This is a genomic window from Chitinophaga sp. RCC_12, assembly GCF_041360695.1.
Taxonomy (GTDB): domain Bacteria; phylum Bacteroidota; class Bacteroidia; order Chitinophagales; family Chitinophagaceae; genus Chitinophaga.
The window spans coordinates 1,292,207-1,316,120 of record NZ_JBFUPS010000001.1; the positions used below are offsets into that span (position 1 = coordinate 1,292,207).

Consider the following 23,914-nt stretch of genomic DNA (forward strand, 5'->3'; position numbering starts at 1 on the left):
TGAGATGCAAATATGCAACAAAGGATTCTAATATTTGCGAATCATTACAGATTCAGGTAAGTCGAATAAGGCTTAAATTAGAAGTATGTTTAAACAGTATATCGGTTGGAAGTTTGTACTGGCCTCCATAGCAGTGCTTATCATAGGCACTACTATCTGGTTCGTAAGTAATTTATCCCGGAACATTCAGGAAGAAGAAAGAAAAAAAGTTGCTACCTGGGTGGAAGCCAACCGCGAACTCCTGCGGGCAAGTTCCGAAGCTAACCTTAACCTGGCAGTAGACATCGTTACCAATAATACCACCATCCCGCTGATACTGACCGATGAAACCGGTAAGATCCTGGACAGCCGTAACCTCGACTCCATGCGGATCATGCAGGACCCCAGCTTCCTGAAAAACGAACTGCAGGCGTTCAAAAAGCAACACCCGCCGTTTATCATGGAAGTGGATTCCAAACAGAAACTGTATAACTACATCTACTACGGCGATTCGCTGATACTCCGGCAGATTCGCTACTACCCATACATTCAGCTGATCGTGGTAACCCTTTTCATTGCCATTGTGCTTTTTGCCCTGTCCAGTACCAACCGCGCCACCCAAAACCAGGTATGGGTGGGACTGGCCAAGGAAACGGCCCATCAGCTGGGTACCCCCCTCTCCTCTATGGAAGCCTGGCTGGAAATCCTGCGCGACAATGAAGCCAATGCCACCATCGTAACAGAACTTTCCAAAGATGTGGACCGGCTGAAACTCATCACCGACCGCTTCTCTAAAATAGGCAGCGTACCGAAACTGGAAGAGAAAGACATTGTGGCGCAGATAGAAAACATGACCAATTACATCCGCAAACGGGCGCCCCAGAAGGTTATACTCACCGTTCACAGCGCAGAAGATGAGCTGCCCGCTATGTTTTCACCCCCACTTTTCGACTGGGTGGTGGAAAATTTATTAAAAAATGCGCTCGATGCGATGGAAGGAAAAGGAAAGATAGATATCACCATAGAAAACCACCCTACTTTTATCACCATCGATGTGGCCGATACAGGTAAAGGCATTCCTAAACTGAGCTTCGAAAAAGTGTTCAAACCCGGATTCAGCACCAAAAAGCGGGGATGGGGCCTGGGACTGTCGCTGGCCAAACGGATCATTGAAGAATATCACCGCGGCCGGCTGTATGTGAAGTCGTCCGAAATAAATAAAGGAACCACTTTCCGGATCTTATTGCGGAAATAATGACCCTTTTCAGTAAAATATGAATAAATAAATTTGCTTATTTTAAAAAAGCCATTATTTTTGCACCCCATTCTACCAGATGCGAAGGTGGCGAAATTGGTAGACGCGCTACTTTGAGGTGGTAGTGCCTGAAAGGGCTTGGGAGTTCGAATCTCCTCCTTCGCACACGAAAGGGTAATGTTTTAAAACATTACCCTTTTTTATTTTTATTGCCGGAAACCTATGCCCACACCGGAACATCGTATTTTCTTGAAAGCTCTACTCCTTACTCACTTCATGGCAATTCCAATAGATTTTAACTAAAATACTTTATGATAGAGCATTTGCATTTTGAAAACTGGATATTATTCCGGCGATGTGTTTTCACCGTATCCCCGGAAATATACAGTTCACTCCGTATGCCTCCATTAAGTCCCCTGATGATCAAACCCAGTATTTTTTTCTCCTGTTGAGACAGGGAACAGGAGCGGGCGTAATTAAAACAATCAGAATACTTCCCACTTTTTTTTTATTCCGCATGGGTATCATCTCCTGTTCAGTATACTTCTATTATTATGAACTTACCGATTCACGTTATAGAAAAATACCTGCGTGGGGAAGCCAACGGGGAGGAAACCCGGCTGGTAAACGATTGGTTCTATTCGGCAGACGCAGCAGAAGCTCCCGCAGATGAAGCACTGGCAGCATTAAGAACGCAGATAGGAAAAAGGATACATGACCGCCTGGATAAAAGTATAGACCTCACTATAAGGCAACGGAAGAAACAGCGCTCAGGAGTGCTTAAAATCGCAGCAGCAGCGGCTGTTATACTGGGCATCGGAACATACTTCCTGGTGCAGAGGGGGATGTTCTCCAACAAACCGCTGCTTGCCGCTAAAACAACAGTAAAAAAGGGAGATGCCGGAAATAACAAAGCAACGCTGATCCTGGCAAACGGGAGGCAAATTGAGCTGGATAGTACTGCAGATGGACCTATCGACAACAAAAGCGGGATACAGATCATAAAATCCGAAGATGGGAAGGTAGCCTATGTGCCAACACGTGAACACGGGCAGTCGTCATCGGTGGCTTATAACACTATTATTACGCCTAAAAGCGGACAATACTGTGTTACCTTGTCCGATGGAACAAAAGCCTGGCTTAATGCGGCGTCGTCACTCAGGTACCCGGTAGCATTTAATGCAGACAGCAGGGAAGTGGAATTGTCGGGAGAAGGATATTTTGAGGTAGCCACTGTGCTTTCAGAACAGGGCAGGAAAATTCCGTTTATTGTATCCGTTCGTAACACCGGACTGCCCAGGGCCATGAAGATAAAAGTGCTCGGCACAAAGTTTAACGTGATGGCTTACGATGATGAAGCATCCATTGAAACAACATTACTGGAGGGAAAAGTGGAAACCGCTTATTCCACGGGCACTGCCTCACTATTGCCGGGTTTACAGTCGACACTGGAGAAAACCAACCTGAAATTTAAAGTTTCTAAAGCCGATATAGAGCGGGCGGTTGCCTGGAAAAACGGGGAATTCCGGTTTACCCGGATGGATATTAAAGGCATCATGCGGCAAATTGCACGCTGGTATGATGTTTCAATAGAGTACAGGGGCAATATGGATAATATTAACTTATCTGGCGTTTTTTCCAGGAAAAGTGACGTAAAACAGATGCTGGATATTTTGGAGGCCACTGGTACAGTGCATTATCAACTGGAAGGAAATAAAGTTATCGTATCAACCAAATAAGAATCTAATGCCAATGAATAGTACATAATAATTCCGCGTACATGCAGATCCAAAAATAAATCCGGAAGTGCGGTCACACTTCCGGACGATAACATTTGGGTCCAAACAGCCTGTAACAATATCACTTTACAACCATTTATCACCCAAACATTATAAAGATAATGAATCTTATTCCCATTTGGGGCAGATTTAAACGTCTGCAGCCCTTCCATGCCTCGTTTTTTCTAGCCATGAAGTTAATTGCTTGTTTTATACTTGTTGCCACTTTCCAGGTGAATGCCACCACTATGGCCCAAACAGTAACAATAAGAGGAGCGAACATGTCGCTGCCGGCCATCTTTGAGAAGATCAAAACGCAAACCGGTTATGCTTTTGTATACCAGGACGACCTGCTTAAAAAAGCAGTACCAGTTACTATTAACGAGGTGAATAAACCGCTGGAAGAAATACTGGTGCAGATCTTCAAAAGCCAGCCGTTTAGTTATGAGTTAAAATACAAAACAATTGTGATCAGGGGAAAGCCTGCTCTTCAGCCTGTACCCAGGCAGGGCCGGTATATTGAAGCAACGGGAACCGCTTATAATAACATCGGGGAACCGCTGGTGGGGGCTACTGTAGTGATTAAAGGAACACAAACCTCTACCATCACCAACAATGCCGGCAAGTTTACCATAAAGGTGCCCGATACGGGGGCCACGTTGGTGATTAGCTATGCCACTTACATTTCCCAGGAGATCAGTGTGCTCAGTACTACCCGCTTTCCCATTGATGTGGTACTGCAATTGAATGCAAAAAGTATTGAAGAAGTGGTAGTAGTAGGATACGGTACACAAAAACGGAAATACCTTACCGGCTCTATTGCTTCTATTGGTCCCAGGGAGCTAAGGCAAAGCCCCGTTGCCAATATCAGCAACGCGCTGGCCGGCAGGTTACCGGGCCTCATTACGGTGCAAAACAGCGGAGAGCCCGGAGCCGACGGATCCAACCTCTTCATCAGGGGATTAAGCACCACCGGTAACAATAGTCCCATTATCCTGGTAGACGGTATTCAGCGCTCCTTCAGTGATATCGATCCAAACGAAGTGTCAGACATCAGTATCCTGAAAGATGCAGGTTCTACTGCTATTTATGGTATCAACGGCGCCAACGGCGTAATACTGGTTACTACCAAAAGAGGTACTACTTCCAAGCCACGTATAAATGTAACGCTGCAAAACGGATGGCAAAGCCCTACCAGGTTACCGGAGTATGCCGACTCTTACGACGGCCTTACCATGTACCGCGAAGGGCTTATCAATGACGGGCTGCCGGTGGCCATACAGTACACGGATTCCGTATTGCAATACTACCGCAACAGGAGCAAACCCGCTTACGAGTATATCTACCCCAATGTAAATTGGATGGATGCCATGCTGAAGCCTTACTCCCTTATGCAACAGGGAAATATCAACGTTACAGGAGGCAATGAATTTGCCAAATACTTTGTATCCATGGGGTATTTAAGACAAAACGGGTTGTACCGGTATGAAGACCAGATCGAGGGATACAACATGCAGGCCATCACCAACAAGTATAATTTCCGCTCCAATATTGATCTGCAGATCTCGAAAGATCTCAGCATGGAACTGGGATTGGGTGCTATTGTGCGCGACAGGAACTACCCGGGCGCCAATGCAAGCGATATTTTTAACGCCATTAAATCAGCGCCTGCCTGGTGGTACCCGGTTACCAACCCGGATGGCAGCCCCGCAGCATTTAATACCGTACCGGCCTCTCCATATGTGCAGTTAACCCAATCGGGCTACCAACGGAACTTTGAAACGAATCTTCAGTCGACCGCAGGCTTTAAATGGGATATGCATTATTTCCTGAAAGGACTCAGCTCAAGAGTAAGACTCTCATTCGACAACACCAGCTATCGTAACGTGAAACGGGGCCTTTCCAGGCGCACTTTCCTTTACAAGTTACTGCCCGGCGTAGTAGCCGATACGGTGACCGACCTCGCAAAAAGCGGTACCTACCAGGTGATTGAAAACGGGGATGGCACCTTGGGCTATGACGTAAGTGCCAACAGCACCAGGCGCACCACGTTGGAAACATACCTGAACTATGATAATACTTTCGGCAGGCATACCATACAGGCCATGGTCCTTTACACCCAATCCTCCTTTTTTGACGGCGTAGGCGGCGGAGTGAGTAATGCTATTCCCGGGCTTCCGTATAAAAACCAGGGCGTTGTAGGAAGGGTGATGTATAACTATGATGACCGCTACACGGTGCAATTTTCCGGCGCTTACAATGGTGCGGAAAACTTTCCGTCCGGTAAACGCTTCGGGTTTTTCCCCGCTGTTTCTGCAGGCTGGGATATAGCCAAAGAGTCATTTGTCCGTTCCGCCCCGGGGTTATCATTTGTAGACCAGGTAAAGATAAGAGGCTCTTACGGGATCACCGGAACTTATGCTTTGCCATCGGGAAGGTTCTCTTACCTAAGCCAATGGAACCCCAATGATGCAGGCTACCAGTTTGGCGTAAACCGGGATGGTACCGGTTATGGCGGTGCCTATGAGCAACGGATTCCCAACCCTAACCTTACCTGGGAAAAGGGTTATAAAACCGATGTGGGACTGGACGTCGGGTTATGGAAAGGAGGATTGAATGTGACCGTAGAATATTTTAGGGAGAAGCGTAAAGACATTCTTATTAATTCTGAACTGGTGCCGGCCACCGTGGGACTCCTGAATCAACCCGCTTTGAATGCCGCTATTGTGAATAAACAGGGGATCGACCTGTCTGTTGAGCACCGGCACGAATTCAGGAAACAGGGCTATGCCGTTCGTGTTAACTATTCGTACGCAACAAACAGGATAGCCTATTATGCGCAACCTGACTATAAAGGCAGGGAATGGCAGGCCCGGGCTGGCAGCGAAGTGGGATCCATATATGGGTATACCGCCATCGGTTTCTTTAAGAATAATGATGATATAGCGAAAAGCCCTTCACAATCCGTGTTTGGAACCGTGCAGCCCGGCGATATCAAGTACAAGGATATTAATGGAGATGGTATTATTAACTCCCTCGATGCCGGTTTCCTGCCGGGAAAACGTAACCAGCCCACGTCTATTTTAGGCGTAAGTTTTTCTTACCACTACGCCGGTTTTGATGTAAGTGTATTATTCCAGGGTGGTTATGGCGGCTCCCTGCTGGTGAACGGGTCTGGTATCTTTCCTTTCTCAAGATTTGCCGGTGTGCTGGAAGATGTGAAAGACAACCACTGGGTAGCTTCCAATCCTGACGGCGATTATAAATATCCACGCCTCTCTTCGCAGGACAATACCAACAACCAGCAAAATTCCACGTTCTGGATCTATTCCAGCAATTACCTGCGCTTAAAAACAGTAGAGATAGGCTATAATATTCCCCGGTACTGGCTTAATAAGATAGGATTCAATAATGCGAGGATTTTTGTAAATGGTATTAATCTCATTACCTGGGATAAATTGAAAATTTTTGATCCGGAAATAGCCAGTAACGGTACCGGCACTTATCCGCAACAGCGGGTCATCAATACAGGATTGACCTTCTCATTTTAGTAAATCAACGCGATCAGGCACCTGTTATCTGAATAAATTAAAATCAACAACAAATGACACGTAAAATATTATTCCACGGACTCCTGCTTCTCTGGATAACAGCCATATCCTGTAAGAAGTATCTGGATGTTGTTCCCAAGGAAATTGTTACAGAAAAAGATATTTACGATAATATAAATACGGCGGAACGGGCCTGGGCCAATATGTACACGTCGTTAAATACAAGTACCACGAACATCTACTATAATACAGTGTTGGGCGCCTGTACGGATGAATGCAAAAATCACTGGGAAAATGTGCCGGAGTTGAAATTTAACGCCGGCGCCTGGGGGCCTACGGATAATTCGCTGGACAATTGGGGATGGTCTTACCAGTTTATAAGGAGGGCTAATATTTTCCTGAAAAATATAGATAACACCCCGATTCCCCAAGACCGGGCAGATTACTACAGCATCCGCATACCTCAGTATAAGGCGGAGGTACGTTTTCTCAGGGCCAAACTATATTTTGAGCTGCTCAGATCATATGGTGCAGTGCCGCTGCTGGGAGAAGATGTTACGGATGTAAGCGAGGGTATTCCTGATGCACTGAATACAAGAAAGCCGGTAGATGAGGTGGTGAATTATATAGTAACAGAACTGGACCAGGTAGCGCCAGTGTTGCCCATCGACTATACCGATAATCCGGGGGAAACCGGGCGCATAACCCGCGGCGCCGCGATGTCATTAAAAGCTATTACGCTCGCATATGCTGCCAGCCCCTTGTTTAACGGGAACACCATGTACGCCGGCATAAAAAATACAGACGGCGCACAACTCTTTCCACAAACTTATGACAAGGAAAAATGGAAAAAGGCAGCCGATGCAGCAAAGGCAGTATTGGATATGAATGTATATGCGTTGAACAATCCCAATCCGTTGAACCCGATAGATAACTACGCACGCCTGTTCTACTCCCGTGAGTATAAGGAAACCATTTTACCCTATTTGATAGGCTCCACCAGGGACCTGGACCAAACGATGCAGCCGAATGGCCAGGATGCACAGTCGGCGGGTGGAAATGGTAAATTCAGCGTATTCCAGGAAATGGTAGATGCCTACGAAATGAACAACGGGCTGCCAATTACCGACGTCCATTCGGGTTATACCAAAGATGGTTTCTGGGATGGCCCTCTCTGGGACGGAAAAGCATACCGGCAGGCAAAAAACATTTCCAACATGTACAAAAACAGGGACCCGCGTTTCTATGCCAGCATCAATTTTCAATATGCCTTCTGGGATTCCGCCAACCACAGGCGCCCGTTAAAATATGCCTACTTTGGCAACAACGGCGGGGCTTCTGATGGATGGCCCAAATCAGGCACCAATTGCGAGAGCGGGTATAACTGGAGAAAATGGTGTGACCCTGGTGTAAACCTGAGGGGAGGGGGAAATGGCAACAGGAATTTCCCGGTAATACGACTGGCCGAAATTTATCTTATTTATGCCGAAGCAATGAATGAATACCTGGATGCTCCCAGCCAGGATATGTATGACGCCATCAATAAAGTAAGAACCCGTGTATCGATGCCGGCATTACCGGTGAGCGGCACAAATGATAATACAAAAGCGGGAATGCGAAAACGAATCCAGAATGAATGGCGCGTGGAGTTTGCCTTTGAAGGAAAACGTTTTTGGGATGTGCGCCGCTGGCTGATCGCTGAAAATGTAGATAACGGGGATGTGCATGGTATGAACGCCCGGCCCTCCTCAGGCGAACTGCAGGCTACCGGTTTTGATCCTGGCAGCGAAGAAGCGGGCCTCGCTGTGTTTTACAAGCTCACCACTATACAACGCCGCGTGTTTACAAAGCGGCACTATCTTATGCCAATTCCTCAAACAGAAATAGATAAGGGAGGTGGTAAACTGGTACAAAATTTTGGCTGGTAAAAACAAATAAAAAAGCGCCGGTACCTCAGCAAAGGTGCCGGCGCTTTTTTATTATCCTAAAAATGAAAAAAGCATATGCCTGAACCGGAACTTCAAACGTTCCAGGGCTTTATGGATCTGGTTATCCACTGTTTTTTTGCTGATGTTCAGTGTTTGGGCAATCTCCCTTGAGCTCATTCCTTCTTCCCGGCTGTATTGAAAAATGAGTCTGCATTTTTCCGGTAACTGGTCAATTTCTTTATATACCAGTTCCAGTATTCTCCTGTTATGTACGGCATCACTGATTTCGGGTACTAATTCAGGGTGGTTGTCCATAGCGGCATCCCTGGTATATTTCCGGGCGTAAGCCTTCTTCCTGATCTGGGTGAGCACCTGGTATTTGACTGCCGTTACCAGGTAGTTTTCGAACTGACCTATTTCCACCTTCTTCCTGTTATTCCACAAACTTAAGAATACATCGTGTACCACGTCTTCTGCTGCCACTGCATCTTTCAGGTGCTTATTGGCAACAATGAATAATTTCTCCCAATACCGTTTGTATAAGTCGTTAAATAAATCTCTATCACCGTTGGCTAAAAAAGTAGGTGATTCTTCAGACGTGGACATAAATGTAATAACCTATTTAATCACGAATAGATATACTGATCTGGATTTTAAAGAGATCTTCACTATAGCACAAATATAGTATATTCCGGGGCATTATGGCCCCGGAATACGTTTTTAGTAATGCGAATTTTGGGAGATAAATGATTGGAAGAATTACGTTTTGATCTGCAGGCTTTTGCAAAAATTCTATTGGATACCCGCTCTACTTAAAAAGTACTTGCGCAAAATTGAACAGGTTATTCCGCCATACCGGCCAGGTATGGCCACCTGGATATTCGCTATAGGTATGCTTTATATTCAGCTCGTCCAGTTTCGCCAGCATCAGCTGACAGTTCTTGTAGGCAATATCTTCCTTTCCACCCATGGCAATCCACAGCGTTTTCAGATTATTGTTAATCGTGGCAGTATTGGCTTTCATAAAATCGTACTGCGCATCCGCAATACCGGCCTGCCGGGACAGTATCCAGCCGGAACTGAATACACCCAGGGAAGAAAACAAATCCGTGTTTTTAATACCTGTATAAAGCGTATGGATGCCGCCCATCGATAACCCGGCCAATGCCCTTTTCGTTGCAGCTGCTTCCACGCGATAATTTTTTTCTACCAGGGGAATAATCATATCCTTTAGTTCCGATTCAAATGTCTTCAAGGCGGATTCGTCGAAAGCAGTGCCACCTACATTGGCATCGGGCATTACCACCAGCATAGGTTCGGCTTTCTTTGCAGCAATCAGGTTATCCAGGATCAGATCCGTTTTACCCTGCGTAGCCCACCCGGTTTCGTCTTCGCCACCGCCATGCAAAATATAGAGCACGGGATATTTTCCGTTTGTATTTGCGTCATAACCAGGGGGAACGTAGATATACAACTGCCGCCATGAACCGGTAACTTTTGAGAAATATTTTTTGATACGGATATCTCCATGCGGTACATCTCTTAACGCATAATAGTTACCACCGGCAAACGGTATTTCAATACCGCTTGCCATTCTTCCCATGCCGTAAAAGGTTTCACTGGCGGGGTCCGCAATGGCTACGTCATCTATCAGCAGCGAATAGTAATGAAATCCTTCGCCGATGGAATCTGTCGTTACGGTCCATACACCACCGGTGTCTTTCACCATGTCATATTTGCGGCCAAGGTCAACCTGGACCTTCCGCGCTTCCGGCGCTTTGACGCGGAAAACAACGCGATGATCTGCCATTACCTGCGGATACTTTGCATTGCGCACATTGGTTGCTGCAGGGGCGCCCACCACGGGGTATTTTGAGAAGGTGGTAGTATCCACCGGTTTAAAGATCAGCTGCGAAAACATAAACAGCCCGTTCTTCCATACTTTAAAGTCATGTACACCCGGTTCAATGTAATAGATATGCGGCACATCGTTTTTTTGCAGGTAATCATGTGTACGTTTGCTGAAAGAAATTAATCCATCGCTGGCGCCGCAGGAAATCCAGAGTAGTTTTATTTTCTGCCTGGCGCCGGCAGGATCCGGTACCAGTTGCTCCGGTGCTTTCGTGTTTGGGGCAGACGAAAAACCGCCGATCCACGCAAATGTATCCAGGTTACCCAGTCCGAAGTTCAGTGACTGCCCCCCTCCCATCGACAATCCTGCAATGGCCCGGTGATCCCTGTCGGTATAAACAGGGTATTTCTTTTGTATATAGGGAATAAGATCGTTCAGTAAATCTTTTTCAAAAGTGGCAAACGCCTGCACCTTATCGGGAGCCATTATATTACCGGTAGCCCGGTCGTCTTTCATGGCCCTTCCGTTAGGCATAACAACGATCATAGGCTCAATTTTCCCTTCAGCGTACAGGTTGTCCAGGATTACCTGGGGCGTGCCGCCGTTCAGCCATTCCTTTTCGTCACCGCCAATGCCATGCAACAGGTATAACACGGGGTATTTATGCTTCCTCGAAAATCCCGGCGGCAGGTATATCAGCGCTTTGCGCGGATTGCCTACGGTTACAGAGCTATAGCTGATGGTATCGATCCGGCCATGCGGTATAGCTGTATGCAGGGTATCAAAACCGGGCGGTGCATGCTCAATAACGCCTTGCGTAAAAGCATTGAGGGTAAACAATAACAGAATGACAAGATTAAATACTTTCTTTTTCATGTTGAATGATTTTTCCTGTTACAAATGCGCGTAGTGGGTTAAAGCACCTGTTAATAAAACAAAAATACAGGGACCCACTTTTAACCGATGGCTTATTTGTTGAAATTGATAGTATAATTGTCTTATGGACAATAATTTCCATCATAGGAAACAATTAAAGGGTTAGTGCGGCGTATATTTTAGCCGGCGGCGTCTCATAGGATCTGAAGCACGCTGCCCGTCAACTGGTATTTGATATCCGTAGTTTTCGACAGGTTATCCATAAATTCCGGCAGTCCTTCTTTTTTGGTAAGCACCCCGCTCACCGTGATGTTTTCCGCACCTGGTGCAGTGAATTGTACCTTCACATCAAACAGTCGCCTGATCACCACTGCAATTTCTTTCAGGCTGGTATTCCTGAAGTAATATTTTCCTTCCATCCAGGCAAGCGTATTCCTTGCATTGAATTCATCCACCCTGAAACCATTGCCTTGTTGAGGATTGTAAATGGCTTCATATCCCGGCGACAACTGTACGCTTTGATTACCGGTTTTACTTTTCAGGGAAACCTTACCCGAAGAAAGCGAAAGCCGGGGGCTGTTGCTGCTGTAGGTGTTGATATTAAAAGCAGTACCAAGTACGTTAACAGAAAACTGCCCGGTATGTACAATAAAAGGGCGGTTAATATCTTTGCGGACAGAAAAATAGGCTTCCCCGCTTACAAACACTTCACGTGTACGGCCATTGAACGATACCGGGAACCTGATTTCAGACATCGCATTTAACCATATTTCTGTACTGTCCGGCAACGTAAGCTTATAGTCTTTTCCTGCCGGCACCTGCAACAGGTTTATCGCAGTAGGTGCATCGGTACCTGCGGCCTCGTATTGCAGGCTTTTGGACGACACCCGCATCTGCGCAGAGCCGATATTGAGCAACGACGACTGCGTGGTATCGGAAAGCACAATGGTTTGTCCGTTGGCCATCTGCAGGATAACACTGTTGGCCGGCGCGGCGCTTTTTACAGCAGCAACCGGTTGCTGCGGCTGTTCCCTGGGAAAGAGAAAGTACAAAGCACTTCCAAGCAGCAGCAATATGCCGGCAGCAGCCCAATACAGTACCCGCATGTTGCGGGTATTATTTTTCTTAAACAGGTGTTTTCTTTCTTCCCACAACTGCGATTCATCCAATTGATCGAGGTATTGTTTTGCAGCAGGCTCGTTGAGTTGCTGTTGCAAACAACTGAACGCGTCTTTCAATGCCGGATCGGCCGCCATGAGCTGCTGCAGCGCATGGTCGTCTTCCCCGGAAATGCTCCCGGTTAGCTTTTCCAGCATTAATTGATCAATATGTTGCTTATCAGAGGTCATTGATAGTAAACTTAAGAAGATAGGTGAACGCTTGCAGTACATTTCATTCCGACACTGGTGGATGCAGTTTGGTGCGCAGTGTTTTAACGGCCATTTTAAGATGGGTTTTCAGTGAATTGATGCTGATGCCCATGTTGTCGGCCACTTCATGATACTTCTTTTGTTGCATGTATACCAGGGTAAATGCCCGCTGACGTTGGGCCGGAAGCTCGCTCAGCAATTCATGCAACTGCCGGTGAAGCTGCTCCTGCGCGCTCCACCGGTCTTCCATATCCCTTTCTTTAAGCATATTCGACTCGTGTTGGTAAGACCGGTCAACCGTTTCCGCATACTTCTCAATCTTCTTCAATGCCCTTTGCTTCACCTTATGATAATCATTCACCTGGTTACGGACTGCCGTGAGCAGGTAATTTTTAAGACAGCCTTTTATATTCCGGTACAATTTCTTTTCCCACATACCGCTTAATACCAACTGCACAAGATCGTCTGCCGCCACCGGATCGCTGGTGCCGACATAGGCTTTCGCCCACATTAACCGGTAATATTTCTTAAAAATAAACTCAAAAGCATCACCGGCATTTCCAGTTTGTAATAACGCCAGTATGACTTCATCTCCCGGATATTCAGGCATAAAATACTTTTTAGGCTGGTTGATCAGATAACGCGGACAATATTTATTTGGGAAATAGAAATTAAATATAAGTTGTTTGCCTGATAAAATGTTAGTTTGACAATTATTAATTTTTTTAAGCAAGCGGGATAACGGTTTTTTCATTCACCCGTTTTTAAAATGTGTCGTCTTAGTATAGTGCACCACAAAAAACAGGCACCCATCGTTACCACGTTACAGTCATTGTCAACCAAACAAGGAAAATGAAAAGAAGTATCCCGTTATTGAATACTGGCCGGCGTTTTTTTGCCGGGTCCAGGGTGTGTATCACCATTTTTTTGCTCTTTTTTCTACACCTAAATGCGAGAAGTCAGCAAATTCCTGCCGCCACGGTAACTATCAAAGGAAATAATATGACGCTGGAAGGCATTTTCCAGGTGATTGAAAAACAAACAGACCTTACCTTTTTTTACAGCGACGACCTGCTGAAAAACGAGGTAATCAGCGGCCCCATTGACTACACGAATGCCAAAGTGGCCACCGTGCTGAACGAAATACTGAGAGGCCGCAGTTTGTTGTACGAACTGAAGAAAAACGTGGTGTTGATTAAACGGGGACCCAAACCCGCTTCCGACGATGCCAGTCCGGCCGAAAAAAAGAATCCCGGCGCTGCACAGGACCGCCAGGTAGCAGGCCTGGTACTTGCCGAAGATACCCGGACGCCTTTGCCCATGGCAACAGTGATGCTGAAAGGAACCACCACCGGCGCTAAAACAGACCAGGACGGCCGTTTTAAACTAAAAATCACCGGTGATAATAGAATACTGGTGGTGCAATACGTAGGCTATGTACCAAGAGAGGTACCCGTTAAAAATATCGTGGGCGATTACGAGATATTACTCTCCCCAAAAGACAACACCATTAAAGATGTGGTGGTAGTAGCTTACGGTACCCAGAAGAAATCCAGTATGGTCAGTTCCATTACCGCCATTGACCCAAAAGAACTGAAAGGACCTACCGGGAACCTCACCACGATGCTCGCCGGCAGAATTCCGGGCGTCATTTCTTACCAGCGCAGTGGCGAACCCGGAGCCGATAATGCACAGTTCTTTGTAAGAGGCGTGGGTACCTTCGGTGCAGGAAAAGTGGACCCGCTTATTTTAATTGACAACATAGAATCCTCCTCCAGGGACCTTGCCCGGCTGCAACCAGATGATATTGCCGGCTTTTCTGTGTTGAAAGATGCAACGGCTTCCTCGCTGTACGGAGCCAGGGGCGCCAATGGCGTGATACTGGTTACTACGAAAACAGGGAACCTGGGAAAAATGCGTTTCAATTTCCGCATGGAAAATTCCACCTCTGCCAACACACAAAATTTTAAACTGTCCGATAATATTACCTATATGAAGCTCGCCAATGAGGCGGTGCTAACCAGGAACCCTTTGGGCGTATTGCCATACTCACAAAATAAGATTGATCATACCGCTGCAGGAGATGACCCGCTATTGTATCCTAATAACAACTGGATTCAGCAGCTGATCAAGGACCGCACCACCAACCAGCGCTTTAACATCAATGCCAGCGGGGGATCAGACAAGGCAAAGTACTACCTGGCCATGACCTATAATATTGATAATGGCATCCTCAAGGAAAACGAATTAAATAATTTCAACAATAACATCAAGCTCCGTTCCTATTCCATCTTATCAAACGTTACTTTAAATCTCACCAAAACAACAGAAGCACTGGTGAGCCTGAAAGGGCAGTTCGATGACTATAACGGCCCTATCGGCGGCGGCGCCGCTACCTTTAATAATGCCATCTGGAGCAACCCGGTGGCATTTCCGGCAGTATACCCGTCGGACCTCATGCCCTACGCCAAACACCCCCTGTTTGGAAACGCCCTGGTACCAGGTGGCGGCGGGTTATATGTAAACCCTTATGCGCAATCGCTTTCCGGATTCCAGGCCACCAATACCAGCACACTGACAGCCCAGCTCAGTTTGCGCCAGGACCTGGCAGCGATTACCCCCGGTCTTTCCGCGAGGATGATGGCATATACCGGCCGGTACGCAAACTTTGCCGTTTCCCGCCAGTATAGCCCCTATTATTATCAGGCAGGGTCACTGGACGGAAAATTTACCGGCTTAAACCTGATTAACGATGGTAGCGTGGGAAGCGTTGGAACAACTCCCACTGAGTACCTCACCTATACACCCGGCGATAAAAATGTAAACACCACTACCTACGCCGAAGCAGCCATAAACTATTCCAGGATCTTCGATAAGGTACACAACGTAGGAGGCATGCTAATTGGTACCATCCGGAATTACCTGACCGGCAATGCCTCCACCCTGCAGCTTTCCTTGCCGGCCCGCAACCAGGGCATATCCGGCAGGTTTACCTATGGCTACGACAACCGTTATCTCTTCGAATTTAACTTCGGATACAACGGCTCTGAAAGATTTGCCGCCAACCACCGGTTTGGATTTTTCCCATCTGTGGGAGGAGGCTGGATAGTATCTAATGAAAAATTCTTTCAGCCGCTGGCGAATACCGTTAACCAGTTGAAGTTCCGGTTTACGTACGGACTGGTGGGTAACGACCAGATAGGCAGCGCCACCGACCGCTTCTTTTATCTCTCGGATGTTAATTTAAACGGCGCTTCAACAGGATACTTCGGTACCAACTTCACCTACAACCGGCCTACCGTAGCCATCAACCGCTACGAGAACCGCGATATCACCTGGGAGTTGTCGAAACAAACCAATATCGGGATGGACCTCACCCTGTTCAAAGATTTCACTATTACAGTAGATGCTTATGAACAAAACCGTTCCAATATCCTCATGGTAAGAGGTACCGTGCCCAGCTCCATGGGATTACAGGCAAATATTTCATCCAATGCAGGAAAGGCATACAGCAGGGGAATAGACCTGGCGGCCGATTACCGTAAAACATTTAATAATTCCTTGTGGATACAGGCACGCGGTACCTTTACCTATGCTAAAAGTAAGTTGCTGGTAAATGAAGAACCACAGTACGCAGAAAATAACCGGAACCTGTCAAAAGTAGGCAATTCGCTGGGCCAGATCTATGGCCTGATTGCAGAAAAACTGTTTATTGACCAGGCGGAAGTAAATAATTCCCCCCTGCAATACGGCAGTATCATGGGCGGGGATATTAAATACCGGGATATTAACGGAGATGGAAAAATAACCGATGCCGATTATGTGCCGATAGGATATCCCACTACCCCGGAAATTATATACGGTTTCGGTTTCTCTGTTGGATACAAAAATTTTGATCTGAGCACTTTCTTCCAGGGTTCCGCCAGGTCGTCTTTCATCATTAACGCCGCCAATACAACTCCGTTCTACCTGAACGGCGGCTACCAGAATGGCTTGCTGCAGGTGATCGCCGACAGCCACTGGTCGGAAGATAACCGCAATTCCTATGCTTTCTGGCCGCGGTTAAGTAATACCATCTCCGACAATAATACGCAACCATCTACCTGGTGGTTAAGAGATGGCTCCTTTTTACGCATGAAATCAGCAGAGATCGGGTATAACATTACCGGTCAGCTTTTGAAGAAACTACACCTGAGCAGTGGACGCGTTTATGCCAATGGCCTCAACTTATTCAGCATCAGCGCCTTTAAGCTATGGGACCCGGAAATGGGCGCATCAGGATTGGGATACCCTGTTCAAAAGGTATATAACGTTGGGGTAGTTGTAGGTTTCTAACATTCAAATAAAGCATTTAATCATATGAACGATAATAAGTTTAATAGCAACAGCCTGGTAGGCACACCCGCTTACAATAACACCGGGCATCGCATTGCCTCTTCCATCATCTGCCTGCTCATTATAATCATTTCCGGAATGGCCTGTAAAAAACCTTTCCTGGATGTAGTGCCGGATAATGTAGCCACCATCGATAATGCTTTTACTTCCAAAACGGAAGCAGAAAAATATTTGTTCTCCTGTTATGCATACATTCCTGTTAACTATGATCCTACTTACAACGTAGGACTTTCGGCCAGTGATGAGGTGTTTGTGCTGGATCCAACCAATGTTATCAGGTCGACCAATGTATTAAGGCTGGATTATGGAGATCAGAATACATCAAATCCTATCGCCAACTACATGACCGGCGACAGGGATGGTGTGAGCTGCTACAAGGCTATCAGGGATTGTAATATTTTCCTGGAGAATGTAAGCGATGTAAGTAAGGTAGTGGATCTCGACATCGACACCAGGAACAGGTGGGTGGCGGAAGTCACCTTCCTGAAAGCCTACTACCATTTTCTTATGTTCAGGGCTTATGGTCCTATACCACTGATAGACAAAAATTTACCTATCAGCGCTTCTCTTGAGGAGATGTTTGTTAAACGCCAGCCGGTAGATTCGGTAGTAGATTATATCGCCGGTTTGCTCGACGCTGCAGCAGTGAACCTGCCGGTAAGTATCGCCAATATCTCTTCAGAATTAGGACGCGTTACAAAGCCCGCCGCATTAAGCTTAAAGGCTAAATTGTTAGTAACTGCCGCCAGCCCTTTATTCAACGGCAACTCCGACTATGGGTCTTTTAAAAATAAAGACGGGGTACAACTTTTTAATACTGTTTTCAACGCTGCAAAATGGCAACGCGCGGCAGACGCCTGTAAAGAAGCAGTAGACCTCTGCACTGCACAAGGCATCCGCTTGTATACTTTCCCCGCGCAAACGATACCGCTTAGCGATACCACTATGACGCAGATGAGCATCCGCAATTCCATGAGTGAACCCTGGAACAGCGAACTGGTATGGGGTTCTACCAGCGGCGTTACCTGGGGTTGCACCTTCCTGCAACGCTGTGGTATAGGGCAGTTTGATTTTGTAAATGCGATAGCATCAAAAACGGGAGGGCATCCGTTGCTGGGGCCCACCATCAAGATGGCTAAAATGTTTTACACGCGAAACGGCGTTCCGATTGATGAAGATAAAACACTCGACTTTTCAAATATCGCTGCACTGCGGGTAGGTTCCCATGCCGAAAGATTTAACATCAAGGAAGGTGAAACCACTGCCCGTTTAAACTTCGACCGGGAACCAAGATATTATGCCGACCTGGGATTCGACAGAGGCATCTGGTACATGGCCAACAGCCCGTCGAAAAGCGATGAGAATACCTTCTGGCTGATGGCCCGCGGCAGTGAACTGAGCCAGTCGTCGCCGGTGCCCATAGCAGGATTTTATATGAAGAAAGTAGTGAACTGGCATATGGACTGGAACACAGTCACCTACCCATCTTACCCTTATCCCGAAATACGCCTGGCAGATCTGTATCTGCTCTACGCGGAAGCGCTGAATGAAGCACAGGGGCCTACCGCAGATGTATATGATTATGTTAACAGGATAAGGGCCAGGGCCGGCTTGCAAACCGTGCAAAGCTCATGGGCCAGTTACAGCCGGAACCCTTCCAAATACACTACTAAAGAAGGAATGCGGTCCATCATCCAACGGGAAAGAGCTATTGAACTTTGTTTTGAAGGACATCGCTACTGGGATCTGCTACGCTGGAAAACTGCCGCACAGGAGCTCAGCGGCAATATCACCGGCTGGGTAGTAAGCGGTCAAACGGCAGAACTGTATTACCGCGAAATTTCTTTTCTCTCCAGGCATTTCGTAGCCCCCCGCGATTACCTGTGGCCAATAAAAGAAAGCGACCTGCTGGCAAATCCCAACCTGGTGCAAAATCCTAACTGGTAACCTGCACACCGTGCGGATGTATTAACATTAAATCATTAAGAAGTGAAAACAATAAAACCAGGTACAATCTTATATACAGCCTTTTTCCTGATGCTGATATCAGGCTGTAAAAGAGATGAGCTCAACAAAGCCATTATTACCAATACCAATCCTCCCGGCGTGGTAACTGGAATAACAGTAGCGAACACAAATGGTAAGTCAGTGATCACGTATTCCCTGCCGCCCGATGCAGATCTTTCCTATGTAAAAGCCGTGTATGAAACTTCTCCCGGTCATCCGGCGGAGGTGAAAGCTTCGCACTATGAAAATAACCTGACGGTGGACGGTTTCGGTGATACGCTGGCGCACACTATTAAACTGTATTGCGTAAACTCCAGCGAGGTATCCTCCCCGGCAGTAACTGTTACGGTGAATCCCCTGACGCCCGCTATTAACCTGGCTTACAGATCCCTGGATATAGAGGCTACGTTCGGCGGATTCAATCTTACCTGTAATAATCCGACGCTGGAAAATTTAGCGATCATTCCCCTGGTGGATACGTCCGGCGCCGGGCAATGGGTGCAAACCGATGGAATGGACAATGTATACAGCAATGATCCGGTGATCAAAAGTGCCGTGAGGGAACAACCTGCTATCAAAAGAAATTATGCCTTTGTGGTAAGAGACCGGTGGATGAATTTTTCAGATACCTTGTTAGTATCACTCACGCCATTTTTTGAACAACTGTTACCAAAATCAGATTGGAGCAACTACGTATTGCCAAAAGATGCAGAGATCCTGAATAACGGTGGCAGAACAGATGTACGGTACATCTTCGATGGCGACCTACACCCGGGATGGCCACGTTGCCTGTTTACCGTGGAACAGGCCGGCAGTCCGCAAACAGTAACGCTGGACCTTGGCAAGGCGCACATCTTCAGCCGTATGCAGGTAAATCCCTATAAAGAGGTTGGCGATAACTACTATGTAAGAGGCAATGTGAAAGACTTTGAAATATGGGCTTCCAACGCCCCCAGCCTGAGCGGCGACCTGGATGAAAGCTGGACCAAACTAACTACCTGTCATGTTGTAAAACCATCCGGATCTCCTTATGCTACTGAAACCGCATCCGACCAAACACTGGCCTACAACGGCTGGCAGTTTGATTTTCCTGCAGGACAAACCCCTTACCGTTACATCAGGATAAGGAGCTTGTCGAACTGGCAGGGATCTTACTTTATCAATATCGCGGAGTTCACATTGTGGGGTAACTAGTTATGATCAATCAACGAAATTTAAAACAAATGAAACAGCATCAACTTACAGCTTCCTGTATCATCCTGGCACTGGTGTTAATTATAAGCGCCTGCTCTAAAATGGACGACTACAGGGATAAATATATGACCGGCGGAGCCATCACCTATCCTGGGAAAATGGACTCCGTAGTGGCATTTTCCGGTAAAAGCAGGGTGATGATCACGGGGCTTTTTACCTCCGATCCCAAGATTTCCAGTTACAAAGTATTCTGGAACAGCCGCCAGGATTCTATTGAAGTAGCCGTTAAAAGAACCGCCGGCGTGGACACCGCGAAGGTGATTATCCCCAATTTGCCGGAAGGACTGATGAACTTCGAGATCCGGACTTACGATGCCGCCGGTCACGTTTCCATCCCGGTAAATACTGCCGCCAACGTATACGGACAGCTATACGAAAGCGCGCTCATTAACCGGGGTATCGCCAATGCGGAAATGCAGCCCGACGGTTCCGCCCTGATCAGCTGGGCAGATGTGAATGCAGATGCCGGCGTGGTGAATATGCGGATAAAGTATGAAGATAACGCCGGTAACCTGCACGATACCGTGATCGTGTCCGGCAGTACCGCCTTCACCACTTCGTTGCCCGCTTTTAAATCAGGCAATGCTATCAGTTACCAAACGGCATACCTGCCCAATACAACAGCGTTTGACACCTTTTATGTGGCCTTCCAGGACCATAGCGTAAAAGCCGATGTAACCGCCCAATACCTTCAGAATACCGGTCCTTTTGCAAGGGCCACCTACGATGGCGGCAGATGGGGCACCCTGGCCGCACCCTGGATCACCAGCGCCAATGTAATGAACCACTCCGGTTTTGGTGGCTATGTGGCGGATGCCGGTGGCTGCCTGGTAATGGAATCGGGCTGGGGCGGAACAGCCAGTATCATCAATGGTAAAATTTATCAAACGGTTACTTTACCTGCGGGAAACTATATTTTCCTGGTGAACTACTACACAGAAGCGCTTGACCCGGTATACGTGGTAGCCGCCGCCGGTAATACGCTGCCGGATATCAGTGACCTCTCCACTGCCGCAGGATACACCGCATTTACCACCACCACATTCGTGAACGGAACCGCCCAGTGCCAGTTTTCCCTCGCACAGCCGCAAACCGTTTCGTTAGGCTTTCTGGCCACTATGACGTCCGGCAACCAGTACTGGCGCGTGCCGTCCGTTAAACTGATAAAAAACTGATCCTTTTTACCCTATGCCTAAAAAGCCTGTTCCGGTAACGGACAGGCTTTTTTTAAGACTTACTACAGAGGCAATCCACGGCAGGGTTTGTCTTGACCTGATTCCCACGGAAAAATTATCTGATAAGGATAGTTATATAAAGATTTTTGTAAATTAGGTTTTATATACCTATTATTTGTAGCACCTGAATGGAGTAATTCACTCATATTTTACTTCATAACCCCCGGGACATAACTTATTGATGCCTGGCCTGTTTTAAAACAAGTGTACAAAACAATACAAGATAATAACCTCTGAAATTAACACCATGAAAAGATTTCTATTTGCATTAGCAGCATTATTCCCCGTAGCGGCTTTCTCCCAGAACTCACCAACAGTAATAGAACCCGGAACAAAACAAATGGCTGCGCAAGCCCTGGTGGAAAAAGGATATACTACTCCTTCCGGATGGACTGTTAAACCGGGCGATGAACTTAAGATAGGAAAGGGATCCATGCCCAATAAAACATTTTCGTTCATTTATCAGTCGCCCGCAGGATTTGCAACAGAAACTTCCGGAGACAATTATAGCAATAAGCGATATGCGGGTACAAATATGGCCGGTAAATCAACAAAGGTAAAATCATTGATTGCTTATGGAAATAAGAAAACAGGGTACACCATTGTTGCAAGGGTTGGCTTTGGAGAGCTGGTTAACTATTGGATCGAAATAGATAATGCTGTTGACGGCGGAGAACTCATTCCACCTGCTGCATACGCCAAAAAAGAGCAGGGTGGTACTTCAACAGGAGGCTCTGTTGCCGATGAATTAAAAAAACTAAAAGAACTTTTAGATTCAGGCGCCCTTACCCAGGAAGAATATAACGCGCAAAAGAAAAAGCTACTGGCACAATAACAACATTAGTTAAATGTATATAAAAGGGCCTGTTCCGGTAAGGAACGGGCCTTTTTTCGCTATTGGCAACATCCGCAGTCACCATCCTTAACAATTCCCTAACCCACACTTAACTTCCGCCTAACAATCATTTCCCATCTTGCCGCTGTTACCCCGGCAGGAAATGCTATCCGAATTGAAAAACCCGACTAACGTTGTTTGTTTTAGCCATTATTGATGCAGGAGGAAGGAAGAGCAAGCTCCTTCCTTTTTTTATTCCGGCTACCAAACCCCTATCTTTACGTAATTTTTTTACTGAAATACTATGGGAACATCAATTACCTGTCCCAGTTGCAAGCACCAGTTTGTCATGGAGGATGCTTTTGCAGCGGATATAGAAAAAGAAATGCGGGGAAAAATGGAAGATGAATGGCGCCGCCGCCTGAAATCTCTCCAGGAGGAAAAAGATACACTTCTTTCTGAAAGGAATAAGATGGCACTCGAACGCCGGCAGATAGAAACGTTGAAACAACAGCAGGAAGAAGAAGTGACCCGCCGAGTGCTCGCAGAAAAAAAACAGCTCCAGGATGCCATGGAGCAGGAACTGCGTAAATCCATCACCGCCGATTTCGGCAGTCAGCTGGCAGCACTAAAGGAAGCCAACCAGGAACAGGAGGAAAAGCTCCGGGAAGCCCGCAAACAGGAGCTGGAATTTCTCCGCAAGGAGCAGGACCTGAAAACAAAGGAACAGGAACTGGAAATTGATCTCCAGAAAAAATTACTGGAAGCCCGGTCGGAACTGGCCGACCAGATACGGAAAGAAGAATCCGAACGTAACTCCTTGAGAGATACAGAACACCAGATGCGCCTTCGTGAACTGGAAAAGCAACTGGAAGACCAACGCAAACTGGCAGAAGAAATGAAACGCCGGGCAGAACAGGGCTCCACGCAACTGCAGGGGGAAGCACAGGAACTGGTACTGGAAGAAATGCTGCGTGTTCACTTCCCGTTTGATGAAGTAACATCAGTAGGCAAAGGCGTCCGCGGAGCCGACTGTATACAGCTGATCCGCAATCAATACGGACAGGAATGCGGACGCATCATCTATGAAAGCAAACGCACCAAGGAATTTATCAAAGACTGGGTAGAGAAACTGAAAGCAGACATGCGCAGCCAGGGAGTGGATGTGGCCATCCTTGTTACCCAAACCATGCCGAAAGACATGGAACGGTTTGGCGAAAAAGAAGGCATCTGGATCTGCACCTTCGCAGAAGTGAAAGCGCTGGCTTATGTACTGAGAGACGGCATCATCAAAATTTCGGGTAAGCTCCGCTCACAGGAAAACAAAGGGGATAAAATGCATATGCTCTACGAATACCTTACCGGTGGCGAATTTGCGGAACAATGGAAGGCTATCCGGGAAGGGTTTATGTCTATGAAATTATCCATCCAACGCGAGCGTGATGCCATGGAAAAACTCTGGAAAGCACGCGAAAAACAACTCGAAAAAGTATTGCTCAACGCAGCGCATATCAAAGGCTCTATTGAAGGCATTGCCGGCAGCGACTCGGTAGACCTGCAACTGCTTGAAGATGCAGCCGATGAACTTCCTGAATAAAT

At 46.9% G+C, this 23,914-nt stretch carries 15 protein-coding genes and 1 tRNA gene; 11 read left to right on the plus strand and 5 right to left on the minus strand.

Features of this window, described 5'->3' with window-relative positions:
• Nucleotides 1-85 precede the first annotated feature (85 nt).
• Both AB6805_RS05020 and AB6805_RS05025 read left to right on the plus strand, forming a co-directional pair.
• Nucleotides 86-1,234, plus strand: coding sequence for a PAS domain-containing sensor histidine kinase (locus AB6805_RS05020; protein WP_370908360.1), 1,149 nt, complete (start codon nucleotides 86-88; stop codon nucleotides 1,232-1,234).
• 81 nt (nucleotides 1,235-1,315) lie between these two features.
• Nucleotides 1,316-1,399: transfer RNA gene (locus tag AB6805_RS05025), tRNA-Leu, on the plus strand.
• Nucleotides 1,400-1,529: 130 nt separating this feature from the next.
• Here the strand turns inward: AB6805_RS05025 and AB6805_RS05030 are convergent.
• The gene (locus tag AB6805_RS05030; RefSeq protein ID WP_370908400.1) at nucleotides 1,530-1,691 is read right to left on the minus strand and encodes a LuxR C-terminal-related transcriptional regulator; all 162 of its coding nucleotides are present in this window, start codon (nucleotides 1,689-1,691) and stop codon (nucleotides 1,530-1,532) included.
• A gap of 97 nt (nucleotides 1,692-1,788) precedes the next feature.
• On the opposite strand from AB6805_RS05030, the gene AB6805_RS05035 reads away from it, so the two are divergent.
• From AB6805_RS05035 to AB6805_RS05045, 3 genes are all read left to right on the plus strand, one after another.
• Nucleotides 1,789-2,973, plus strand: a complete 1,185-nt coding sequence (locus AB6805_RS05035) for a FecR family protein (protein WP_370908361.1) — start codon at nucleotides 1,789-1,791, stop codon at nucleotides 2,971-2,973.
• Between the two features lie 230 nt (nucleotides 2,974-3,203).
• Nucleotides 3,204-6,563 (plus strand): TonB-dependent receptor, encoded by a 3,360-nt coding sequence (locus tag AB6805_RS05040; RefSeq protein WP_370908362.1) that lies wholly within the window; start codon nucleotides 3,204-3,206, stop codon nucleotides 6,561-6,563.
• 53 nt (nucleotides 6,564-6,616) lie between these two features.
• Entirely contained in the window at nucleotides 6,617-8,491 is a 1,875-nt protein-coding gene (locus AB6805_RS05045; RefSeq protein WP_370908363.1) for a RagB/SusD family nutrient uptake outer membrane protein, read from the plus strand.
• A 51-nt stretch (nucleotides 8,492-8,542) separates the two neighbouring features.
• On the opposite strand, the gene AB6805_RS05050 is transcribed toward AB6805_RS05045, so the two are convergent.
• The 4 genes from AB6805_RS05050 to AB6805_RS05065 form a co-directional block, all read right to left on the minus strand.
• Nucleotides 8,543-9,097, minus strand: a complete 555-nt coding sequence (locus AB6805_RS05050; RefSeq protein ID WP_370908364.1) for an RNA polymerase sigma factor — start codon at nucleotides 9,095-9,097, stop codon at nucleotides 8,543-8,545.
• Nucleotides 9,098-9,299: 202 nt separating this feature from the next.
• The gene (locus AB6805_RS05055; protein ID WP_370908365.1) at nucleotides 9,300-11,219 is read right to left on the minus strand and encodes an alpha/beta hydrolase-fold protein; all 1,920 of its coding nucleotides are present in this window, start codon (nucleotides 11,217-11,219) and stop codon (nucleotides 9,300-9,302) included.
• A 194-nt stretch (nucleotides 11,220-11,413) separates the two neighbouring features.
• Nucleotides 11,414-12,568 carry a FecR domain-containing protein gene (locus AB6805_RS05060; protein ID WP_370908366.1) on the minus strand — a complete coding sequence of 385 codons (1,155 nt, stop codon included), beginning with the start codon at nucleotides 12,566-12,568 and terminating at the stop codon, nucleotides 11,414-11,416.
• Nucleotides 12,569-12,611: 43 nt separating this feature from the next.
• The gene (locus tag AB6805_RS05065; RefSeq protein WP_370908367.1) at nucleotides 12,612-13,199 is read right to left on the minus strand and encodes a sigma-70 family RNA polymerase sigma factor; all 588 of its coding nucleotides are present in this window, start codon (nucleotides 13,197-13,199) and stop codon (nucleotides 12,612-12,614) included.
• Nucleotides 13,200-13,441: 242 nt separating this feature from the next.
• Between AB6805_RS05065 and AB6805_RS05070 the strand changes: the two genes are divergently transcribed.
• The 6 genes from AB6805_RS05070 to AB6805_RS05095 all read left to right on the plus strand — a co-directional run bounded on the left by AB6805_RS05070 (nucleotide 13,442) and on the right by AB6805_RS05095 (nucleotide 23,912).
• Nucleotides 13,442-16,924 (plus strand): SusC/RagA family TonB-linked outer membrane protein, encoded by a 3,483-nt coding sequence (locus tag AB6805_RS05070; protein WP_370908368.1) that lies wholly within the window; start codon nucleotides 13,442-13,444, stop codon nucleotides 16,922-16,924.
• 24 nt (nucleotides 16,925-16,948) lie between these two features.
• Nucleotides 16,949-18,931: a RagB/SusD family nutrient uptake outer membrane protein gene (locus tag AB6805_RS05075; protein ID WP_370908369.1), complete on the plus strand. Its 1,983-nt coding sequence runs from the start codon at nucleotides 16,949-16,951 to the stop codon at nucleotides 18,929-18,931.
• A 42-nt stretch (nucleotides 18,932-18,973) separates the two neighbouring features.
• Complete coding sequence (locus tag AB6805_RS05080; protein ID WP_370908370.1) at nucleotides 18,974-20,185, plus strand: DUF5000 domain-containing lipoprotein; 1,212 nt, start codon at nucleotides 18,974-18,976, stop codon at nucleotides 20,183-20,185.
• Between the two features lie 29 nt (nucleotides 20,186-20,214).
• Entirely contained in the window at nucleotides 20,215-21,420 is a 1,206-nt protein-coding gene (locus AB6805_RS05085; RefSeq protein WP_370908371.1) for a DUF4998 domain-containing protein, read from the plus strand.
• A gap of 307 nt (nucleotides 21,421-21,727) precedes the next feature.
• A complete protein-coding gene (locus AB6805_RS05090) occupies nucleotides 21,728-22,315 on the plus strand; it encodes an SHOCT domain-containing protein (RefSeq protein ID WP_370908372.1) in 588 nt (195 codons plus the stop codon).
• A 304-nt stretch (nucleotides 22,316-22,619) separates the two neighbouring features.
• Entirely contained in the window at nucleotides 22,620-23,912 is a 1,293-nt protein-coding gene (locus AB6805_RS05095) for a DUF2130 domain-containing protein (RefSeq protein WP_370908373.1), read from the plus strand.
• The last annotated feature ends 2 nt before the right edge of the window (nucleotides 23,913-23,914 follow it).